We start from the raw sequence: 16377 nt of genomic DNA, 5'->3' as shown, positions 1-16377 counted from the left end.
AGGCAAAACACCAAGTGCACCCTTTATGACCCTGTGGCAATACCTGCTCCTGGCCACTGCCGCCGGCGTCCTGCTGAATCTCACTCCGTGCGTGCTGCCGGCGCTGCCGATCAAGCTGCGCAGCATCGGCCGCGTGGTGGGCGACGGTCCCGGCAGGCGGCTGCTGGCGGGCGCTGCGCTGCTGGCCGGCACGCTGACATTCTTTGGGGGTCTGGCGATTGCTACCGCCTGGCTCAACTGGACCTGGGGCACGATTTTCCAGTCGCCCAGCTTCCGAATCGCATTGGCGCTGGTGTTGGGCGGCCTCGGCGTATGGAGCCTGGCCGGGCGCGGCCTTCAGCCGCCGCAGTGGGCCTACCGGGTCCAGGGCACGGGCTACGCCGAACCCTATCTGGCCGGCCTGCTGGCCGCGGTGCTTTCGGCGCCGTGTACCGGACCGTTTCTGGGTGGGGTACTGGCCTTCGCGTTGACTCAGTCGCCCGCCGCCATCGTTGCCATTTTCCTGGCCGTTGGGCTGGGCCTGGCCTTGCCTTATCTGGTGCTGCTGGCGCGACCGGGACTGATCGCGAAAATGCCGCGCGGCGGTGCCTGGCTGGTGCGCATTCACCAGTTTCTCGGCTTGATCCTGCTCGCCGGGGCGGTATTTTTCGCCGCCACCGTTTTGCCCGGTCATGCGGCGGCGTTTTTGTGGAGTGGCTGGGCCGGCATAGTGACATTCTGGCTGCTGCGCGCGCTAATTGTCGGACCCGACCTGGGCGCGCGATTGGTGCCGGGGCTGGTGTTGGCGGGCACCGTGGTGAGCGCGTTCGCGGCCTGGCCGCAACCCGGCGCCGACGCCGATGCCGCCCTGGCGTGGCAACCGCTTACCGAACAGAGCTTGCAGGACGCCCGGGCGGCCAGGCGCCCGGTGTTAATCGAATTCACCGCCGACTGGTGCATCAACTGCAAGGTGCTGGAACAAACCGTGTACCGGAGTGCCAAGGTGATCGAAGCCGCCCGGCTCGCGCGGGCGGCAACCTTGCGCGCCGACCTGAGCCAGCCGGACGAACGCCTGCAAGCGTACTTGCGTGAATTCGGCGGCGCCGGGCTGCCATTCGCGGTGGTGCTGGACCGTCAGGGACGTATCCACAAGCGCCTGCCCGATCTGTTCACCGCGGACACCCTGGCAGCGGCGCTGCGCGCTGCGGGAGACAAACCATGAATAAGTCAGTGGTTCTCGGCTGGGTCATCCCCGGTCTGGCCGCCTTAGCGGTGGCGGGCGTCCTGCTGGCATGGCAATGGCCGGCGCCTGACGCCGGCGAGGGTGTTGCCCAGTCTGGGCTGGACGATAAGGCAGCCAAGACCACCGCCGATCTGGTCGCTATCCGTGCCGTGAGAACGGATGCGCGCACCCTGCGCGTCACGCTGGATATCGCCGGGGATTGGCATGTCAACGCCAACCCGGCCTCACTGGACTTTCTGATCCCCACGGTGCTTTCCGCCGACACGGACGCCGGGGCGGCCGTACCGTTGACGGTCGACTACCCCGCCGGCCGCGACATCGACAGCGGGCTCGGTGACGCGCCGTGGCGTGTATACGACGACGGCAGCGTCATCACCGCCACCTTGCCCGAAGCAAGTGCAACCGAGCCTCTGAGCGTTGCAGTACAGGTACAGGCGTGCCACGACAGCGGACGCTGCCTGACGCCGGATACCGTCCGCGCGCAGGCCGACGCGCCATGACGGAGACACCCAACAACCGGCCCATGCGTCGAACCCTCCCATTGCTGCTCGCCGCGGCCTTGCTGGCCGCCGGCACCGACCTCGCGACCAAAAGCTGGGCGCAGGCCATGCTGGCGGGTCAGCCGCCGCTCCCGCTACTCGGCGAGACCCTGCGGCTGCACCTGGGCTTTAACACCGGCGTCGCCTTCAGCCTGTTTGCCGGTGGCGGGCTTTTCGTGCCCCTGCTGAATCTGGCGGTGCTGTCCGGGTTTTGCGTCTGGCTCGGGCTGTTATTGCGGCGGCAATCCCTGGGGCCTAGGGGGCTGCTGAAAAACCCCACACATTTTCGCCACAATACAGCGATTGCTAGATCAAGGGAGAGTCGCCGCGATGCGGGGAACGGATAACCAGCAGGACTCGCTATTCAGTTACTCGGCGGTCAGCGATTTTGTGCCGGCCCATCATCCGTTGCGGCGGATACGCGCTTTGGTTGATGAGGCCCTGGACGGCATGCGCGGGACCTTGCTGGTCAGCTACTCGCACACCGGGCGCCCCTCGGTGGCGCCGGAGCGCATTATTCGGGCGCTGCTACTGCAAGTGCTGTACTCGATTCGCAGCGAGCGCCAGTTGGTCGAGCAGATTCGCTACAACATGCTCTACCGCTGGTTCGTGGGGCTGTCCTTGGACGATGCGGTATGGGATGCCTCCACGTTTTCCAAGAACCGCGAGCGCTTTGTCGATCATCGCGTAACCGGCCAGTTGCTCGAACAGGTCGTCTCGGTGGCCCGCCGCCGCAAGCTGTTATCCGAGGAGCACTTCAGTGTCGATGGCAGCTTGGTGGAAGCCTGGGCGTCGATGGGCAGTTACCGGCGCAAGGACGACGATTCGGACCCGCCCGCGGGTCCACCGGATTTTCGAGGTGAGTCCCGCCGCTCGGATACACATGAATGCAAGACCGATCCCGACGCCCGGCTTTATCGCAAGGGTGACGGCCAGCCCGCGCGCTTGTGCTACATCACGCATGCGCTCACCGATAACCGGCACGCGCTGGTGGTGGATGCCCAGCTCACCCAGGCGCGGGGCACGGCCGAAGTCGATGCGGCCCTGGACATGCTCAATCGTCGAGCGGGCCAATCCCGACTGACGGTCGGCGCCGACCGGCTCTACGATCAGCAACGCTTTATCGACGGTGCTCGCGCGGCGCGGGTCACACCCCATGTCGCGCAGAACACCCGACGACGATCCTCGTGCATTGATGGGCGCACGACCCGGCATGCGGGTTACGCCAAGTCCATCCACGCCCGCCACCGGGTGGAAACCCCCTTTGGCTGGGGCAAATTCAATCGGTCGTTGAAGCGCACCATGCTACGTGGGCTCAAGCGGGTCGGCGCCCAGGCGTTACTGGTGTATACCGGTTACAACCTGGTGCGCATGGTGGCGCTGGAGGCGGCATGAGCGCCTGCCGTGGGATTGGTGTCCGCGAAATATGGGATTTGAGCGGTTTTCACAGCCGAATCGAGCAAAAAATGACCAAAAAGCCCGCTGAAACGCTTTTCGCCGCGAAATCCGCGGAAACTTTAACGGCTATTTCAGCAGCTCCCTAGCGCCGGCTTGTGCGCCGGCCTGTTTTTGGGCGGCGGCATCGCCAACCTGCTGGACCGATTAGTCGACGGCCGGGTCACCGACTTCATCGACGTTGGCGTACAGAGCCTGCGCTGGCCCACCTTCAATCTGGCCGATATATTCATCGTCATGGGCGCGCTGGCATTCGTACTGCTCCTGGAACGTCAGCCCGCAAGTGGAGATTCGCCGCCGGCAAGTGGGGACGGTTAACCCGGCCATGGTGGACGAGGGTCTCCTGTCGTGGTTGCGGTTGCTACTGCCGTGGGAGCCGCTGTGGCCGCTGATCGCGACCTTCATGCTAGTGCTTGCGATTTATGTGCGCGGCCTGGGCCGGCGTTCTCAGCTTAGCGACATGCCGGGCGCGCTCGGCTTTCTGACCGGGCTGGCGATGATGTACGCGGTGATGCAGACGCATCTGGATTATCTGGCGCAGTACATGTTCTTCGTGCATCGCGGCCAGCACTTGGTGTTGCACCATCTGGGCCCGTTCCTGATTGCCTTGAGCGCACCCTCGGCGGTGCTGGCCGCGGGGTCGCCGAATTGGCTGCGCGCTGCGTGGCAACGACTGGCCGGCAGCCTGCCGGTGCGCGCCATCTACCGGGTCGTGCAACAGCCGGTGATCGCCGGGTTGTTGTTCGTCGGGCTGATCTACTTCTGGCTGATTCCGTCGGTGCATTTCGACGCCATGCTCAGCGCCCGCTACTACTGGCTGATGAACCTGAGCATGGCGATCGACGGGCTGCTGTTCTGGTGGCTCATGCTCGATCCGCGGCCGCCGGGCGCCACGCCGGTGACCCGCGGTATCGGGGTGCGTATCGCCGTTCTGTGCGCGGTAATGCCGCCGCAGATCCTGCTGGGCGCCTGGATCGCACTGTCACGCGATGTCATCTTCGATGTCTACGCCGTCTGCGGCCGGGCCTGGCCGATTTCGCCAATGGTGGACCAGCAGCTCGGCGGGCTGCTCACCTGGATCCCCGCGGCCATGATGAGCGTGCTCGCCACGCTGGTCTTGCTCCGCCTGCACTTCCGCCACGAGCGGGCCCGGCGCAGCCCGACCCCTTACCCAGCAGCCTCGGAGGCACTATGAACACGCGACCCTTGCGTCTAATCTCGTTACTCTTTTTGGTGGCCGGGCTCACCGCCTGTGGCGAGTCCGAACCGCCGTGGCGAGGGCATGACATCACCGGCGTCATGCCCGAGCTGGACTACAATCTTGTCGACGAAAATAGCGAGCCCGTCAGCGCTGGCGCTTACGCCGACAATATCCGGTTGCTGTTTTTCGGCTTTACCCATTGCCCGGACATCTGTCCGGTCACCCTGGGCCGGCTCAAGGCGGCCATCGCTACGCTCGAACCGGCGCAGCGCGAACGCATCCGCGTGCTGTTCGTCAGCGTCGACCCCGAACGCGATCCTCCGGCGGTCTTGCGCCGCTACACCGATAATTTCGGCGAGCGTTTCATCGGCCTAACCGGCAGCCAGGCGCAGTTGCGCGAACTGACCAAACGCTACCGCGTGACCTACGGCTATGGCGAAAAGGACAAAAACGGGTTTTACCCCGTGTCCCATAGCAGCGCTGTTTTCGTGTTCGACCGACAGGGTAATGCCCGCTTGTTATTCAATCAGTCATTGACGGTTACAGATATTGCCGCCGATCTGGAGCGTTTGATCGATGCGGGTGCCACGGTTGAAACTAGGGCCAAAGGAAGAAAAGCCGTCGCGCAAGCGGCTACCGGCGCCGGCACAGCCAATTACCCATGACCGTCCAGACATCGCTTGACTCCGTACCCAGGTAAAGGCTTTAGACTTGCTGCAATTGATTTGCCGTGGGTCGGGTCTAATCCACCACGGTCATTACAAATCCATCGGGATTTAACCTAAACTAAACCTGCAATGAGACTGCTACGCGCCATGCTGATCGCCTTCCTGGCGATTTCAATACCGCTGCCGGCCATGGCGGCGGCGTTTGGCGCGCCCCCCTGCATGGAAATGTCGGCCGATGAAATGGCCGAGGCGGAAGCGGCTACTAGCCACGAGCATGTAAGCGACGCCGAGCAGCAGAACGAGTGCGGCTGCGGCCAATGCGATGACTGCGCTGCCTGCGACGCGCCCTGCGCCACGGGTGGCACGGCGACGTTTAACAATACACCCATTGCTTTTGCCCTACCGCCGCTGCAGGGTCCGCGTGCCGCCACGTTAAGAACCAGAGCCCTGCCGGCGCACCCCGAAGACCTCATCCGACCCCCGTCCCTGATCCAAAGCTAGACGTTTGCCTGTCGGTGCCTCCGCGCGCCGATGTGTTTAACCGCTTGGAGATGGGGCATGTCCCATTCGTATCGTGCGCAGCATCATGCTGCGAGATTAAAACGTGACCACAAGCCGTGCGCACCGCGGGCTGAGACGTCTGTGCGTTTTGCACTGCTTTTGTTGCTGGGGGTGGCAACGGGCGTTGCCGTTGCCTCGGATGGCGACAGCGCAGATCGCCTGAATCCCGATAAGCTGGTCGAGCAGGTGCTGTCCGCAAACGCCGGTTTGGCGGCCATGCGCTCGGCGGTGGATGCCGCCGAGGCACGCATCGAGCCCGCGGGCGCCCTGCCCGACCCGCGCCTGCGGGTGACCACGGCACCGCGCACCTTCGACGGCTTTACCACGCCGGCGGGCGAGGATCGCGGCATCAGCGGCATTGTCGAGTTGAGCCAGGAAGTGCCGTGGCCCGGCACCCTCGGCCTGCGCGCGGATGCGGCGCGGCGCGAGGCCGCCGCCGCCGGCGACAGCGTCGAAGCCCTGCGCCTGCGCCTGGAAGCCAGGACCCTGGAGCACTACGCCCAGTGGGCCTACGTGCACCGGGCACTGGAGATCAACGCCGCCAACCAGGATCTGGTGGACGAGCTGCGGCGTATCGCCGAGAACCGCTACGCCGCCGGCCTGGCCAGCCAGCAGGACGTGCTCCAGGCAGAGGTCGAACTGCAGCGCCTGAAAAAACAGGCCCTGGTATTCGCCCGCCTGGAGGACGCCGTATGCGCGCGCCTCAATGCGCTGCTGAATCGAGACGCCGACCGGCGCCTGCCGCCGCCCGCGGGCCTGCCGGCCCCGCGCGCCTTGCCCGACTACGCCGCGCTGCGGGATGCGGCCCTGCGCCGCCACCCGGAACTGGCGCGCATGGACGAACTGCTGGCTGCGAACCGGGCACGCGAAGGCCTGGCGGAAAAAGCCTTCTACCCGGATCTGAACCTGATCGTGCGCAACAACGATTATCGGCCCGCCAGCGAGACGCGCTCCGAATTCGGCCTGAGCATCAACCTGCCGCTGGATCGCAGCAAACGCCGCGCGGCCCTGGATGCCGCCCGGGCGGACTCCATGCGCCTGCGCTACGAGCGGCAGGACACCCGGGCCCGCCTCCTGGCGGATCTGAGACAGGCCAGCACGAACGCCCGCAAGGCGGCCGAGACCATCGCGCTCTACGAGACCGAACTGATCCCGCGAACGCTGGAAAACCTGAGCGCCGCGCGCTCGGAATACGGCGCCGGCGGCGGCGCCTTCCTGGACGTGATCACCGCCGAACAACTCAAGCTCGAAGCCGAGCTGGAACTGGAAAGCGCCCGCGCGGACTACTTCGCCGCGCTGGCCGAATTGAAACGCTGGACCGGCGGCGAACTGCCGCGGATCGATGCCGCCCCGGCGAGCGCAGACCCCCTACAGGTGCAAAATGAAAAACCTTAAGTTCACGCTGCTGATCGCCCTGCCGGTGATTCTGATCGCCGGCGCCGTCGGCTTTTTCGGCTTCCGCTATTTCACCGGCGCCGGTCCGGCCCCAGCGAACATGGCCACGGCTACCACCTATGAATCCGGCCCTTTCCGGGTCACGGTGGACATCAATCCCGAGGCGCCCAGGGTCGGCGACAACCAGTTCACGGTGAAGGTTGCCGATGCTCAGGGCAAACCGGTGACCGGCGCCTCCATCAAGGCCTACGGCGAAATGTCGGCCATGGGCGCGATGGCGTCCATGCGTGCACCGGCCGAGCTGGACGAGGTCGAACCCGGCCGGTACGCAGGGCCGCTGAACCTGGAAATGCGCGGCGAATGGCCGCTGTCCCTCTACATCCAGAAGGACGGCGTCGGTGAAACCCGGCTGGGCTTCGACATGGCCACCGGCCGCGAGGGGCTGTCCATTACCTCCGGCGGCACGCCGGTGGCCGGTTCCATGAGCCAAAAAGACGGCATGCGCGGCGACCAGATGGCCGCCGGCCAATCCCCGGAGAAAAACGACCGCGGTTTTTACACCGTGGGCAAGTACCAGGTGAAGGTCGAGGTGCTGGGCAGCGGCAGCATGGTGCCTGGCGACGCCATGTCGGGCGACAAGATGGAGCCCGGCGCCATGTCCAAGGACGGCGCGATGATGCAAGACGACGGCATGCGCGGCGAGGACACCATGATGGCCGATCAGGGCATGTCCGGCGGCGACCGCATGATGCAGGACGGCGCGATGTCCGGTGAAAAAAGCATGCAGCAAGGCGACGCCATGTCGCCGGCTATGTCGGACCGCGGTGACAAGATCAAAAAAGACCGCATGGACAAGGACGGCGGCGACCGCATGATGCAGGACAACGCGATGTCCAACGGTCTGTCCGGAAAAGGCATGCGCCAAGGCGACTCGATGCCAGCGGATGGTGGCGGTGCCATGTCCGATTCCATGTCCGATACCGGCGGCGTGATGCAAGAAGACGGCATGGCCATGGACAGCGGCGACGGCATGTCGGGCGAAACGCCCGAGGCCATGGAGGCCATGAAAAAGGGCACGGCCATGATGGCCGGCCGGAACTTGCTTCAGGTCACCGTACTGGATGAAAACGACCAGCCCGTAAACGGCGCCACCGTGCGCGTCGCGGCCCAGCGCGAATTGAACCAGGGAATGCAGGACCAGGGCGCCATGATGGACCAAGAAGCGTCATCCGGCGGCAACCGCTCGATGCAAGACGATGCCATGAACGATGGCGATTCGATGATGCGGGATGAGTCCAAGCGAGGCGGCGACCGCATGATGCAGGACGACGCGATGTCCGACGGGAAAAGCATGCAGCAAGGCGAGTCCATGTCGCCGAATATGTCGGACCGCGGTGACAGGATGGAAAAAGACGGCATGGCGATGGACGGCGGCGACAGCATGCGCGCCGATGACGCCATGATGCAAGACGATGCGATGTCCAAAGGCATGTCCGGAAAGGGCATGCAGGGCAGACGCAACTCCGAGGTCGTACAACTGGAAGCCGGCGGGAACGGCGTCTATCGCGGGGTGTTGGATGTGCCCGGCGAGGGCGATTTTGTCCTGGCGGTGGATGTGTCTACCGAAGAACAGGGCCACGGCGATCTGGTGCTGGCCTTCACCACCGGCGAATACGGTCTGCGTGCGGCCACCGCCACCCCCGAAGGCATCGCCTATTACACCTGCTCCATGCATCCATCGGTCAAGGAGGCCGGCCCCGGCCAATGCCCGATCTGCAGCATGGACCTAACCTCGGTCACCAACGAACAGGTGCAATCCGGCGTGGTTACGGTGGATGCCAAGCGTCGCCAGCTCATCGGCGTGGAAACCGGCCAGGCCGAGATGCGCGAAGTCACCAAGACCATTCGTGCGGTCGGGCAAGTCGACTACGACGAGCGCCGCATCAGCAACGTCAGCCTCAAGTTCGACGCCTGGATCGGCGAACTGAAGGCCGATTACGTCGGCACGCGGGTGGAAAAGGGCCAGGTGCTGTTCACGGTCTATAGCCCGGAACTGCTCTCCGCGCAGCAGGAGTATCTGGAGACCCGCCAGCGTCTGGCCAGCCGCGGCCCCGATGACAGCCTGGTGCGCGCGGCGCGCAAGCGCCTGATGCTGTGGGACATCTCCCCGAACCAGGTACGCGCCATCGAGCGCCGCGGGGAGGCCTTTGAATACCTGCCCATCTTCGCGCCCAAGAGCGGCACCGTGGTCGAAAAGATGATCGTTGATGGCAGCCACATGAAGACCGGCGACATGCTGCTGCGCATCGCCGATCTGTCCACCGTCTGGATCGATGCCGAAGTCTACGAGGCCGACCTGCCGCTGATCGATAAGGGCATGACCGCCGAGGTCAGCCTGCCCTACGGCCCGGACCAGCAATATCGGGCCAACGTGGACTACATCTATCCCTACCTGGAAGGCAAGACCCGCACCGCCCGCATCCGCCTGGTGCTGGACAACCCTGACGGTGCGCTCAAACCGGATATGTATGCGGAGGTGAAGTTACAGGCCAACCTGGGCCGCCGCCTGATGGTGCCGGAAGGCGCGGTGCTGGTGGCCGGAGAATCGCGGGTGGTGTTCAAGGACATGGGCGAGGACGGAAAACTCAAGCCGGTGCGCGTGAAGACCGGCCAGCGCGTGGACGGCTGGGTGGAAATCAACCAGGGCCTCGAACCGGGCGATGACGTCATTACTTCGGGCAACTTCCTGATCGCCGCCGAAGCCAAGCTGAAGACGGGGATCGAACAATGGTAGACCACAACAAGATCCCGCCACCCGAAGATCAGCACGGCGACTATCGCACCGGCCCGTTGGCCGGTCTGATCGCCTTTTCCGCCCGCAACTGGCTGCTAACGCTGCTGGTGGTGGCGGTCGCCAGCTTCTGGGGCTACCGCTCGCTGGTGAATGCGCCGCTGGACGCCATCCCCGACCTGTCGGACGTGCAGGTCATCATCCTCACCGACTGGCCGGGGCGCAGCCCCGACCTGGTCGAAGACCAGATCACCTACCCGCTGACCACCACATTGCTGGCCGCGCCCAAGGTGAAGTACGTGCGCGGTCAGTCCTTCCTCGGCTTGTCCTTCGTTTACGTCATTTTCGAGGACAACACGGATATCTACTGGGCGCGCTCGCGGGTGCTGGAGTACCTGAATTCCGCATCCCAGGATTTACCCGAAGGCGTGTCGCCCACCCTCGGACCGGACGCCACCGGCGTGGGCTGGGTTTATCAGTACGCGCTGGTCGACAAATCAGGCAACAACAGCCTCGCCGATTTACGCAGCATCCAGGATTTCAACCTGAAATACGCGCTGGAATCGGTGGACGGTGTGGCCGAGGTCGCCTCGGTCGGCGGCTATGAAAAGGAATACCAGATCAACGTCGATCCCAATCGGCTGGCGTCCTACGACATTCCGCTGCAAAAAGTCATCGAGTCGGTCCGCCGCTCCAACAACGACGTCGGCGGCCGGGTGCTGGAGGTCTCCGGCCACGAACAGTTCATCCGCGGGCGCGGCTACGTGAAATCCACCGCGGATCTGGAAAAGGTGGTGCTAGGCACCAATGACAATGGCGTGCCGATTCGCGTATCGGATGTGGCCAACGTCAGCCTCGGCCCGGCCTTACAACGCGGCGCCGCCGAGCTGAATGGAGAGGGCCTGACCGTGGGCGGCATTGTCGTCATGCGTTACGGCGAGAACGCGCTGGACGTGATCAAGCGGGTCAAGCGCCGGCTGGACGAGGCCAAGGCCAGCCTGCCCGACGGTGTGGAAATCGTGCCGGTCTATGACCGCTCGGGGCTGATCGAGCGCGCCATAAACACGCTGAAAGTCACGCTCACCGAGGAGATGATTATCGTCTCGCTGGTGATCATCGTGTTCCTGCTGCATTTGCGCTCGGCGCTGGTGGCCATCATCACCCTGCCCATCGCCATCCTGCTGGCCTTTATCCCCATGTACTACCAGGGACTGACCGCCAACATCATGTCGCTGGGCGGTATTGCGGTGGCCATCGGCGCCATGGTGGATGCGGCAATTGCAATTATTGAGAACGTGCACAGGCGGTTAAACGTCTGGGAGGCGGATAATAGCGAGCGCGAATCCAAACCGAAGCGCACGGCGGTCATTATCGACGCGATGCAGGAAGTCGGGCCATCGATCTTCTTTGCCCTGCTGATCATCGCGGTGTCCTTTCTGCCCGTATTCGCGCTGGAAGGCAGCGAGGGCCGGCTGTTCAAACCGCTGGCCTTCACCAAGACCTATGCCATGTTCTTTGCCGCGCTTTTATCGGTAACACTGGTCCCGGCGCTGGCGGTATTGATGATCCGCGGCAAAATCCGCGGCGACAAAAGCTGGCTGAACCGGAAACTGGTCGACGGCTACGCACCGGTCGTCCGGTTCACCGTGCGCTGGCGCTGGGCGGTGGTCGGCGTAGCGGCACTGGCGCTGGTGTCCACTGTGTTTCCCTTCCAGCGCCTGGGCAGCGAATTCATGCCACCGCTCAACGAGGGCAGCATTCTCTACATGCCCACCGCCCTGCCCGGCATGTCCATTGCCGAGGCCCAGCAGACCCTGCAAACCATGGACCGCGAGCTGATGAAGTTCCCGGAGGTCGAGCGCGTGTTCGGCAAGGCCGGGCGCTCGACCAGCGCCACCGATCCCGCACCGCTGTCCATGATGGAAATCAACGTCCAGCTCAAGCCGAAAAGCCAGTGGCGCGAGGGCATGACCTGGGACAAGCTGGTCGCGGAGATGGACGAGCAGATGCGCTTCCCCGGCATGCCCAACATCTGGTGGATGCCGATCCAGACCCGCACGCAGATGCTGGCCACCGGCATCCGCTCGTCGCTGGGCATCAAGGTGTTTGGCCCGGATCTGTCGGTCATCGAATCAACCGCCACGGATATCGAGCAGGCCCTGCAGGCGGATACGCGCACCGCGCGCTTCACCCGCAGCGCCTTCGCCGAGCGCACCACCGGCGGCTATTTCCTGGACTTCGATATCGACCGCGCCGCGGCCGCCCGGCACGGGCTGAACGTAGGCGACGTGCAGGACGTGATCGTCGCCGCGATTGGCGGCAAGGCGGTGTCGCAAACCGTCGAGGGCCGCGAGCGCTACGACATCCTGGTGCGCTACAACCGCGACTACCGCAGCAGCGTGGAGGCGCTGGAGCGCACGTTTGTTACCTCGGCCAGCGGGGCACAAATCCCCATCACCCAGGTGGCCGATCTGAACTTTCGCACCGGCCCACCCATGATCCGAAATGAGGACGGACAATTAGTCGGGTTCGTGTTCGTAGACGTCGGCGACGGTCTTGGTATTCCGAATTATGTAGAACGGGCCAAGCAGGTTGTAGCCGAAAAGGTAGACGTGCCGGACGGCTACCGCATCGCCTGGGCCGGCCAGTTCGAGAGCTACGAACGCGCCAAGGAAAGATTATCCATCCTGGTGCCGCTTACGGTATTCCTGATCTTCTTCATGCTCTATTTCCACCGCAAATCGCTGGTGGAAACGCTGGTCGTCATGCTGGCCCTGCCGTTTTCCCTGATCGGGGCGATCTGGCTGCTGTGGTTTCTGCAATACAAATTGTCCGTAGCCGTGGCGGTCGGCATCATCGCCGTCGCCGGCCTGGCGGTGGAGCTGGGCCTCTTGATGATGCTGTATCTCGACATCGCCTGGCGTCAATACAGTGCCGATGGCCGAATGCGTAATCGCAGCGACCTGACCGAAGCGATCGTCGACGGCGCGGCCAAGCGCCTGCGACCCAAACTGATGACTGGCTTGGCCCTGTTCATGGGCCTGGTGCCCATCATGCTCACCCACGGCACCGGCGCGGACGTAATGAAGCGCGTAGCGGCGCCCATGCTTGGTGGCGTGGGCACGGCCCTGCTCATGGTGCTGATTGTCTTTCCAGCCATCTTTGCCTTCTGGCGTGGCCGAGACTTGAGCACCGAAACCCAAGAGCAACACAAGCCAAACCGGCCACCCGAACAGCCGCAGCCGTCGGTTAACTAACAGGAGTAAACCATGTCAAAACACCCAATGATAAAAACCACTGCGCTGGCGGCAGTGGCCCTGCTGCTGACGACCCTGGTGGCCGCCTGCGGCGAATCGGCCACTACCGAAACCCGCTCGGGTCCGGAAGAATTGCCGGCAGGCGTGGACCGGGAGGACCTAGCCACCGCCGTGTTCGCCGCCGGCTGCTTCTGGTGCGTGGAGGAAGCCTTCGACCCGGTGCCCGGGGTGGTGAAAACCACCTCCGGTTTCATCGGCGGCCAACTGGCCGACCCGACCTATAAGGAAGTCGTGGCCGGCGACACCGGGCACACCGAAGCCGTGGAAGTGCTCTACGACCCGGAAAAGTCCAGTTACGACGAACTGCTTACCGTGTTCTGGCGCAATGTGGACCCCACCGACGCCGGCGGCCAGTTCTGTGATCGCGGCAGTCAGTACCGCAGCGGCATCTTCTACACGAACGACCCGCAGAAAGCACAGGCCACCGCTTCGAAAAAGGCCTTGCAACAAGACCCGGACGCACCGTCACCGATCGTTACCGAGATTACCGAGGCCGGCCCCTTTTACATGGCCGAGCAGTACCACCAAAACTATTACCAAAAAAATCCGGTGCGCTACAACTTTTATAAGACCGCCTGCGGGCGGGCCGACCGGCTGGAAGCGCTCTGGGGACCGAAATGACGCCGAAATATGTCGCGCTCTTTTTCAACGCATCACAAAGGAGCAGAGCAGTCACACGGATCGCCACGGACCACCTGGCAAGGCTCGCCCTCACCGGCACAAAGCCGGCCCAAGGGCGTGCCCGGAAAAACACCGCAGCGGCGTTAACTGACGGCGGTCGAGCCACCTGACAGTCGTCACGATAGTCAATATTCAATCCCTTAACGGAGAAACCGGACATGAACGACTTCGGTCCACTCCGCAGATTGAATCCTGGCCCTGATCGGACGGTTTGTGGCAGCTATTGACTCCGTACCACACTACAGACTCTATACTTTCCGGAAATACATACACCGAGTTGCGATATGAGCTATTCAATTGGACAACTGGCAAAAAATGCGGACACGGGGGGTGGAAACCATCCGCTTCTATGAGCGGCGCGGGCTCATGCCCGAGCCGCCGCGCGCACCCAGCGGCTACCGCCGTTACCCGCGGGACGCCGCGGACCGCCTGCGGTTTATCCGTCGGGCCAAACACCTGGGCTAGGCAGTCAATATTCAATTCCCCAACGGAGTAACACCATGAAATGGATCGAAAATATAACGTTCACCCTGTTCAGCCTGTTCGCGGGCCTCACCTGGGCCGCCGAGTCTTCGGACTCCGGCAAAATGAGTCAATCCGAGATGATGCAAAACGGCATGATGGACGGCGGCGGCATGATGATGAGCGGCCCGATGATGCTCGTCTGCATGCTTTTCGGCCTGCTGATTCTCGTCGTGCTGGTGCTGGCCATCTTTTCCTTGATCAAGTATTTGCGCAAGTGAAGGAGTGCCAACCATGTCTAACGAACCACATGACACCCAACTAAAACGTTCAGTCGATACTCAATCTCAAAGCTGGCTAGGCCGCAATCGCGTCTGGCTGGTCGTAGCCGTGCTTATCGGCGTCGGCCTCGCGCTGGGCTGGGATTGGCTGGTCGCCGCCAACTTGCTGACCTTTGCCTTCGCCATGATTGGCTGCTTACTGATGTTTGCCATGTGTATGCGCGGGAGCAAAGGCGACGGCGCGGACGAATAAACCGCCCATAACTCACTTTCGTTTGGAATTTCACACACCCACCCACGTAACCAGGAAACAACCATGAGTTTACGTTTAGGCGATATCGCCCCGGATTTCGAAGCAGAAACCACCGAGGGCACAATCAACTTCCACGACTGGATCGGCGACGGCTGGGTCGTGCTGTTCTCGCACCCGGCCGACTTCACGCCGGTATGCACCACCGAGCTGGGCGAAACCACCAGGCTGAAAGAGCAGTTCGCCAAGCGCAACTGCAAGGTGATTGCGGTGTCCGTGGACTCGGTCGAGGACCACAAAGCCTGGGTCGGCGACATCGACGAGACCCAGGGTTGCGCGGTCAACTTTCCGATTATCGGCGATACCAACAGGCATGTATCGGAAACCTACGACATGTTGCATCCCGGCGAAGGCGACACCTCGACGGTGCGCTCGGTATTTGTGATTGATGCGAACAAGAAGATTCGCATGACGCTGACCTACCCCAAGAGCGCCGGCCGCAATTTCGACGAAATCCTGCGGGTCATCGATTCCATCCAGCTCACCGATGGCTACAAGGTAGCCACCCCGGTGAACTGGAAAGACGGCGAGGATGTGATCATCGTCCCGTCCCTGTCCGACGAAGAGGCCAAAGAGCACTTCCCGGACGGCTGGAAGACCTTGAAGCCCTATCTGCGGGTGACCAAGCAGCCGAATCGTTAAACTTCGGCGGCAACCGGCCAGCCAGGGTGCACTAGCACCCTGGCTGGCCGACTTCACGCCTCACGTGCTGCCGGCGCTGCCGATTAAGTTGCGCAGCATCGGTCGCGTGGTGGGCAATGGCCCGGACAAATCCGGCCACTGTATTTCGCATACTATCCCTGCTCAGGCAAGCACAAACTTCAATGCCACGCCATTGTTACGCCAGCGTTCACCGGTCGGTGGCGGCCCGTCATCAAATACATGGCCCTGGTGGCCGCCGCAACGGGCACAGTGATACTCGGTACGCGGCACGACTAATTTATAGTCGGCGCTGGTTTCCAAATGGCCCTTGATATAGTCGTAAAAGCTCGGCCATCCGGTGCCGGAGCCAAACTTCCATTCGCTTTTAAATAACGGCAAATCGCAACCGGCGCAAACGAATGTGCCGGGCCGTTTTTCCGCGTTCAATTCGCTGCTGTTGGGTCGTTCGGTCGCCCCTTCGCGCAACACCGCGAACTCCTGCGGGTTAAGTATGTCCCGCCATTCGGCCTCAGTTTTATTGATTCGGGTCACGCCCGAACCTGTAATCTGCTTGGTATCGCCCAAGTTACGCTTGCTAAATGCGAAATATCCGGCGACAGGCACCGTTGCGATGGCAGCCAAACCTGTAAGAACCGCTCGTCTATTCATGGAACTTTCTCTGTGCACGTATACTCTTGATTAGACCGCAAAATAGGCAAAGCAATTGCACTTCTGAAAAATACTGCAATGGCGGGCTTCAAGGTCTAAGTGCAATAAATCATTCAAAGTGACATTGGAAATCGGTCTCATCGGGCGTAAACAATTCGGCCAGACATCGCCAGTTCGGCGATT

General features: G+C 62.8%; 18 protein-coding genes. 17 read left to right on the top strand and 1 reads right to left on the bottom strand.

Annotated features, from left to right (window positions below; all coding sequences use genetic code 11):
- The first annotated feature begins 25 nt into the window (after positions 1–25).
- The 17 genes from RM532_RS13415 (at position 26) to RM532_RS13335 (ending at position 15525) form a co-directional block, all read left to right on the top strand.
- Positions 26–1201 carry a protein-disulfide reductase DsbD family protein gene (locus RM532_RS13415; RefSeq protein ID WP_311653843.1) on the top strand — a complete coding sequence of 392 codons (1176 nt, stop codon included), beginning with the start codon at positions 26–28 and terminating at the stop codon, positions 1199–1201.
- Positions 1198–1722, top strand: a complete 525-nt coding sequence (locus RM532_RS13410) for a protein-disulfide reductase DsbD domain-containing protein (protein WP_311653842.1) — start codon at positions 1198–1200, stop codon at positions 1720–1722. Before RM532_RS13415 ends, RM532_RS13410 begins: the two co-directional genes overlap by 4 nt.
- A complete protein-coding gene (locus tag RM532_RS13405) occupies positions 1719–2108 on the top strand; it encodes a signal peptidase II (RefSeq protein WP_311653841.1) in 390 nt (129 codons plus the stop codon). Before RM532_RS13410 ends, RM532_RS13405 begins: the two co-directional genes overlap by 4 nt.
- Complete coding sequence (locus RM532_RS13400; RefSeq protein ID WP_311653840.1) at positions 2092–3156, top strand: IS5 family transposase; 1065 nt, start codon at positions 2092–2094, stop codon at positions 3154–3156. The genes RM532_RS13405 and RM532_RS13400 overlap by 17 nt, the downstream gene beginning before the upstream one ends.
- The gene (locus RM532_RS13395; protein WP_311653839.1) at positions 3153–3305 is read left to right on the top strand and encodes a hypothetical protein; all 153 of its coding nucleotides are present in this window, start codon (positions 3153–3155) and stop codon (positions 3303–3305) included. The genes RM532_RS13400 and RM532_RS13395 overlap by 4 nt, the downstream gene beginning before the upstream one ends.
- A gap of 7 nt (positions 3306–3312) precedes the next feature.
- Complete coding sequence (locus RM532_RS13390) at positions 3313–3534, top strand: signal peptidase II (RefSeq protein ID WP_311653838.1); 222 nt, start codon at positions 3313–3315, stop codon at positions 3532–3534.
- A 7-nt stretch (positions 3535–3541) separates the two neighbouring features.
- Positions 3542–4411, top strand: a complete 870-nt coding sequence (locus RM532_RS13385) for a cytochrome c oxidase assembly protein (RefSeq protein WP_311653837.1) — start codon at positions 3542–3544, stop codon at positions 4409–4411.
- The gene (locus RM532_RS13380) at positions 4408–5082 is read left to right on the top strand and encodes an SCO family protein (protein ID WP_311653836.1); all 675 of its coding nucleotides are present in this window, start codon (positions 4408–4410) and stop codon (positions 5080–5082) included. Before RM532_RS13385 ends, RM532_RS13380 begins: the two co-directional genes overlap by 4 nt.
- 150 nt (positions 5083–5232) lie before the next feature.
- Positions 5233–5586, top strand: a complete 354-nt coding sequence (locus RM532_RS13375) for a hypothetical protein (RefSeq protein ID WP_311653835.1) — start codon at positions 5233–5235, stop codon at positions 5584–5586.
- A 141-nt stretch (positions 5587–5727) separates the two neighbouring features.
- Positions 5728–7041 (top strand): TolC family protein, encoded by a 1314-nt coding sequence (locus RM532_RS13370; protein WP_311653834.1) that lies wholly within the window; start codon positions 5728–5730, stop codon positions 7039–7041.
- Positions 7028–9835: an efflux RND transporter periplasmic adaptor subunit gene (locus RM532_RS13365; RefSeq protein ID WP_311653833.1), complete on the top strand. Its 2808-nt coding sequence runs from the start codon at positions 7028–7030 to the stop codon at positions 9833–9835. The genes RM532_RS13370 and RM532_RS13365 overlap by 14 nt, the downstream gene beginning before the upstream one ends.
- The gene (locus RM532_RS13360) at positions 9829–13089 is read left to right on the top strand and encodes an efflux RND transporter permease subunit (RefSeq protein ID WP_311653832.1); all 3261 of its coding nucleotides are present in this window, start codon (positions 9829–9831) and stop codon (positions 13087–13089) included. Before RM532_RS13365 ends, RM532_RS13360 begins: the two co-directional genes overlap by 7 nt.
- A gap of 12 nt (positions 13090–13101) precedes the next feature.
- Entirely contained in the window at positions 13102–13770 is a 669-nt protein-coding gene (gene msrA, locus RM532_RS13355) for a peptide-methionine (S)-S-oxide reductase MsrA (RefSeq protein ID WP_311653831.1), read from the top strand.
- Positions 13771–14145: 375 nt separating this feature from the next.
- Positions 14146–14295 (top strand): MerR family DNA-binding transcriptional regulator, encoded by a 150-nt coding sequence (locus tag RM532_RS13350; RefSeq protein WP_311653830.1) that lies wholly within the window; start codon positions 14146–14148, stop codon positions 14293–14295.
- Between the two features lie 35 nt (positions 14296–14330).
- Positions 14331–14573, top strand: a complete 243-nt coding sequence (locus RM532_RS13345) for a hypothetical protein (protein ID WP_311653829.1) — start codon at positions 14331–14333, stop codon at positions 14571–14573.
- Positions 14574–14586: 13 nt separating this feature from the next.
- Positions 14587–14826, top strand: coding sequence for a hypothetical protein (locus RM532_RS13340; RefSeq protein WP_311653828.1), 240 nt, complete (start codon positions 14587–14589; stop codon positions 14824–14826).
- A 63-nt stretch (positions 14827–14889) separates the two neighbouring features.
- Positions 14890–15525, top strand: a complete 636-nt coding sequence (locus RM532_RS13335) for a peroxiredoxin (RefSeq protein ID WP_311653827.1) — start codon at positions 14890–14892, stop codon at positions 15523–15525.
- A gap of 162 nt (positions 15526–15687) precedes the next feature.
- On the opposite strand, the gene msrB is transcribed toward RM532_RS13335, so the two are convergent.
- Complete coding sequence (gene msrB, locus RM532_RS13330) at positions 15688–16194, bottom strand: peptide-methionine (R)-S-oxide reductase MsrB (RefSeq protein WP_311653826.1); 507 nt, start codon at positions 16192–16194, stop codon at positions 15688–15690.
- Between the last annotated feature and the right edge of the window lie 183 nt (positions 16195–16377).

It is taken from the genome of Spectribacter hydrogenoxidans, assembly GCF_031846275.1.
Classification (GTDB): Bacteria; Pseudomonadota; Gammaproteobacteria; order Nevskiales; family Salinisphaeraceae; genus Spectribacter; species Spectribacter hydrogenoxidans.
This window is presented reverse-complemented; position numbering and strand designations above follow the sequence as displayed.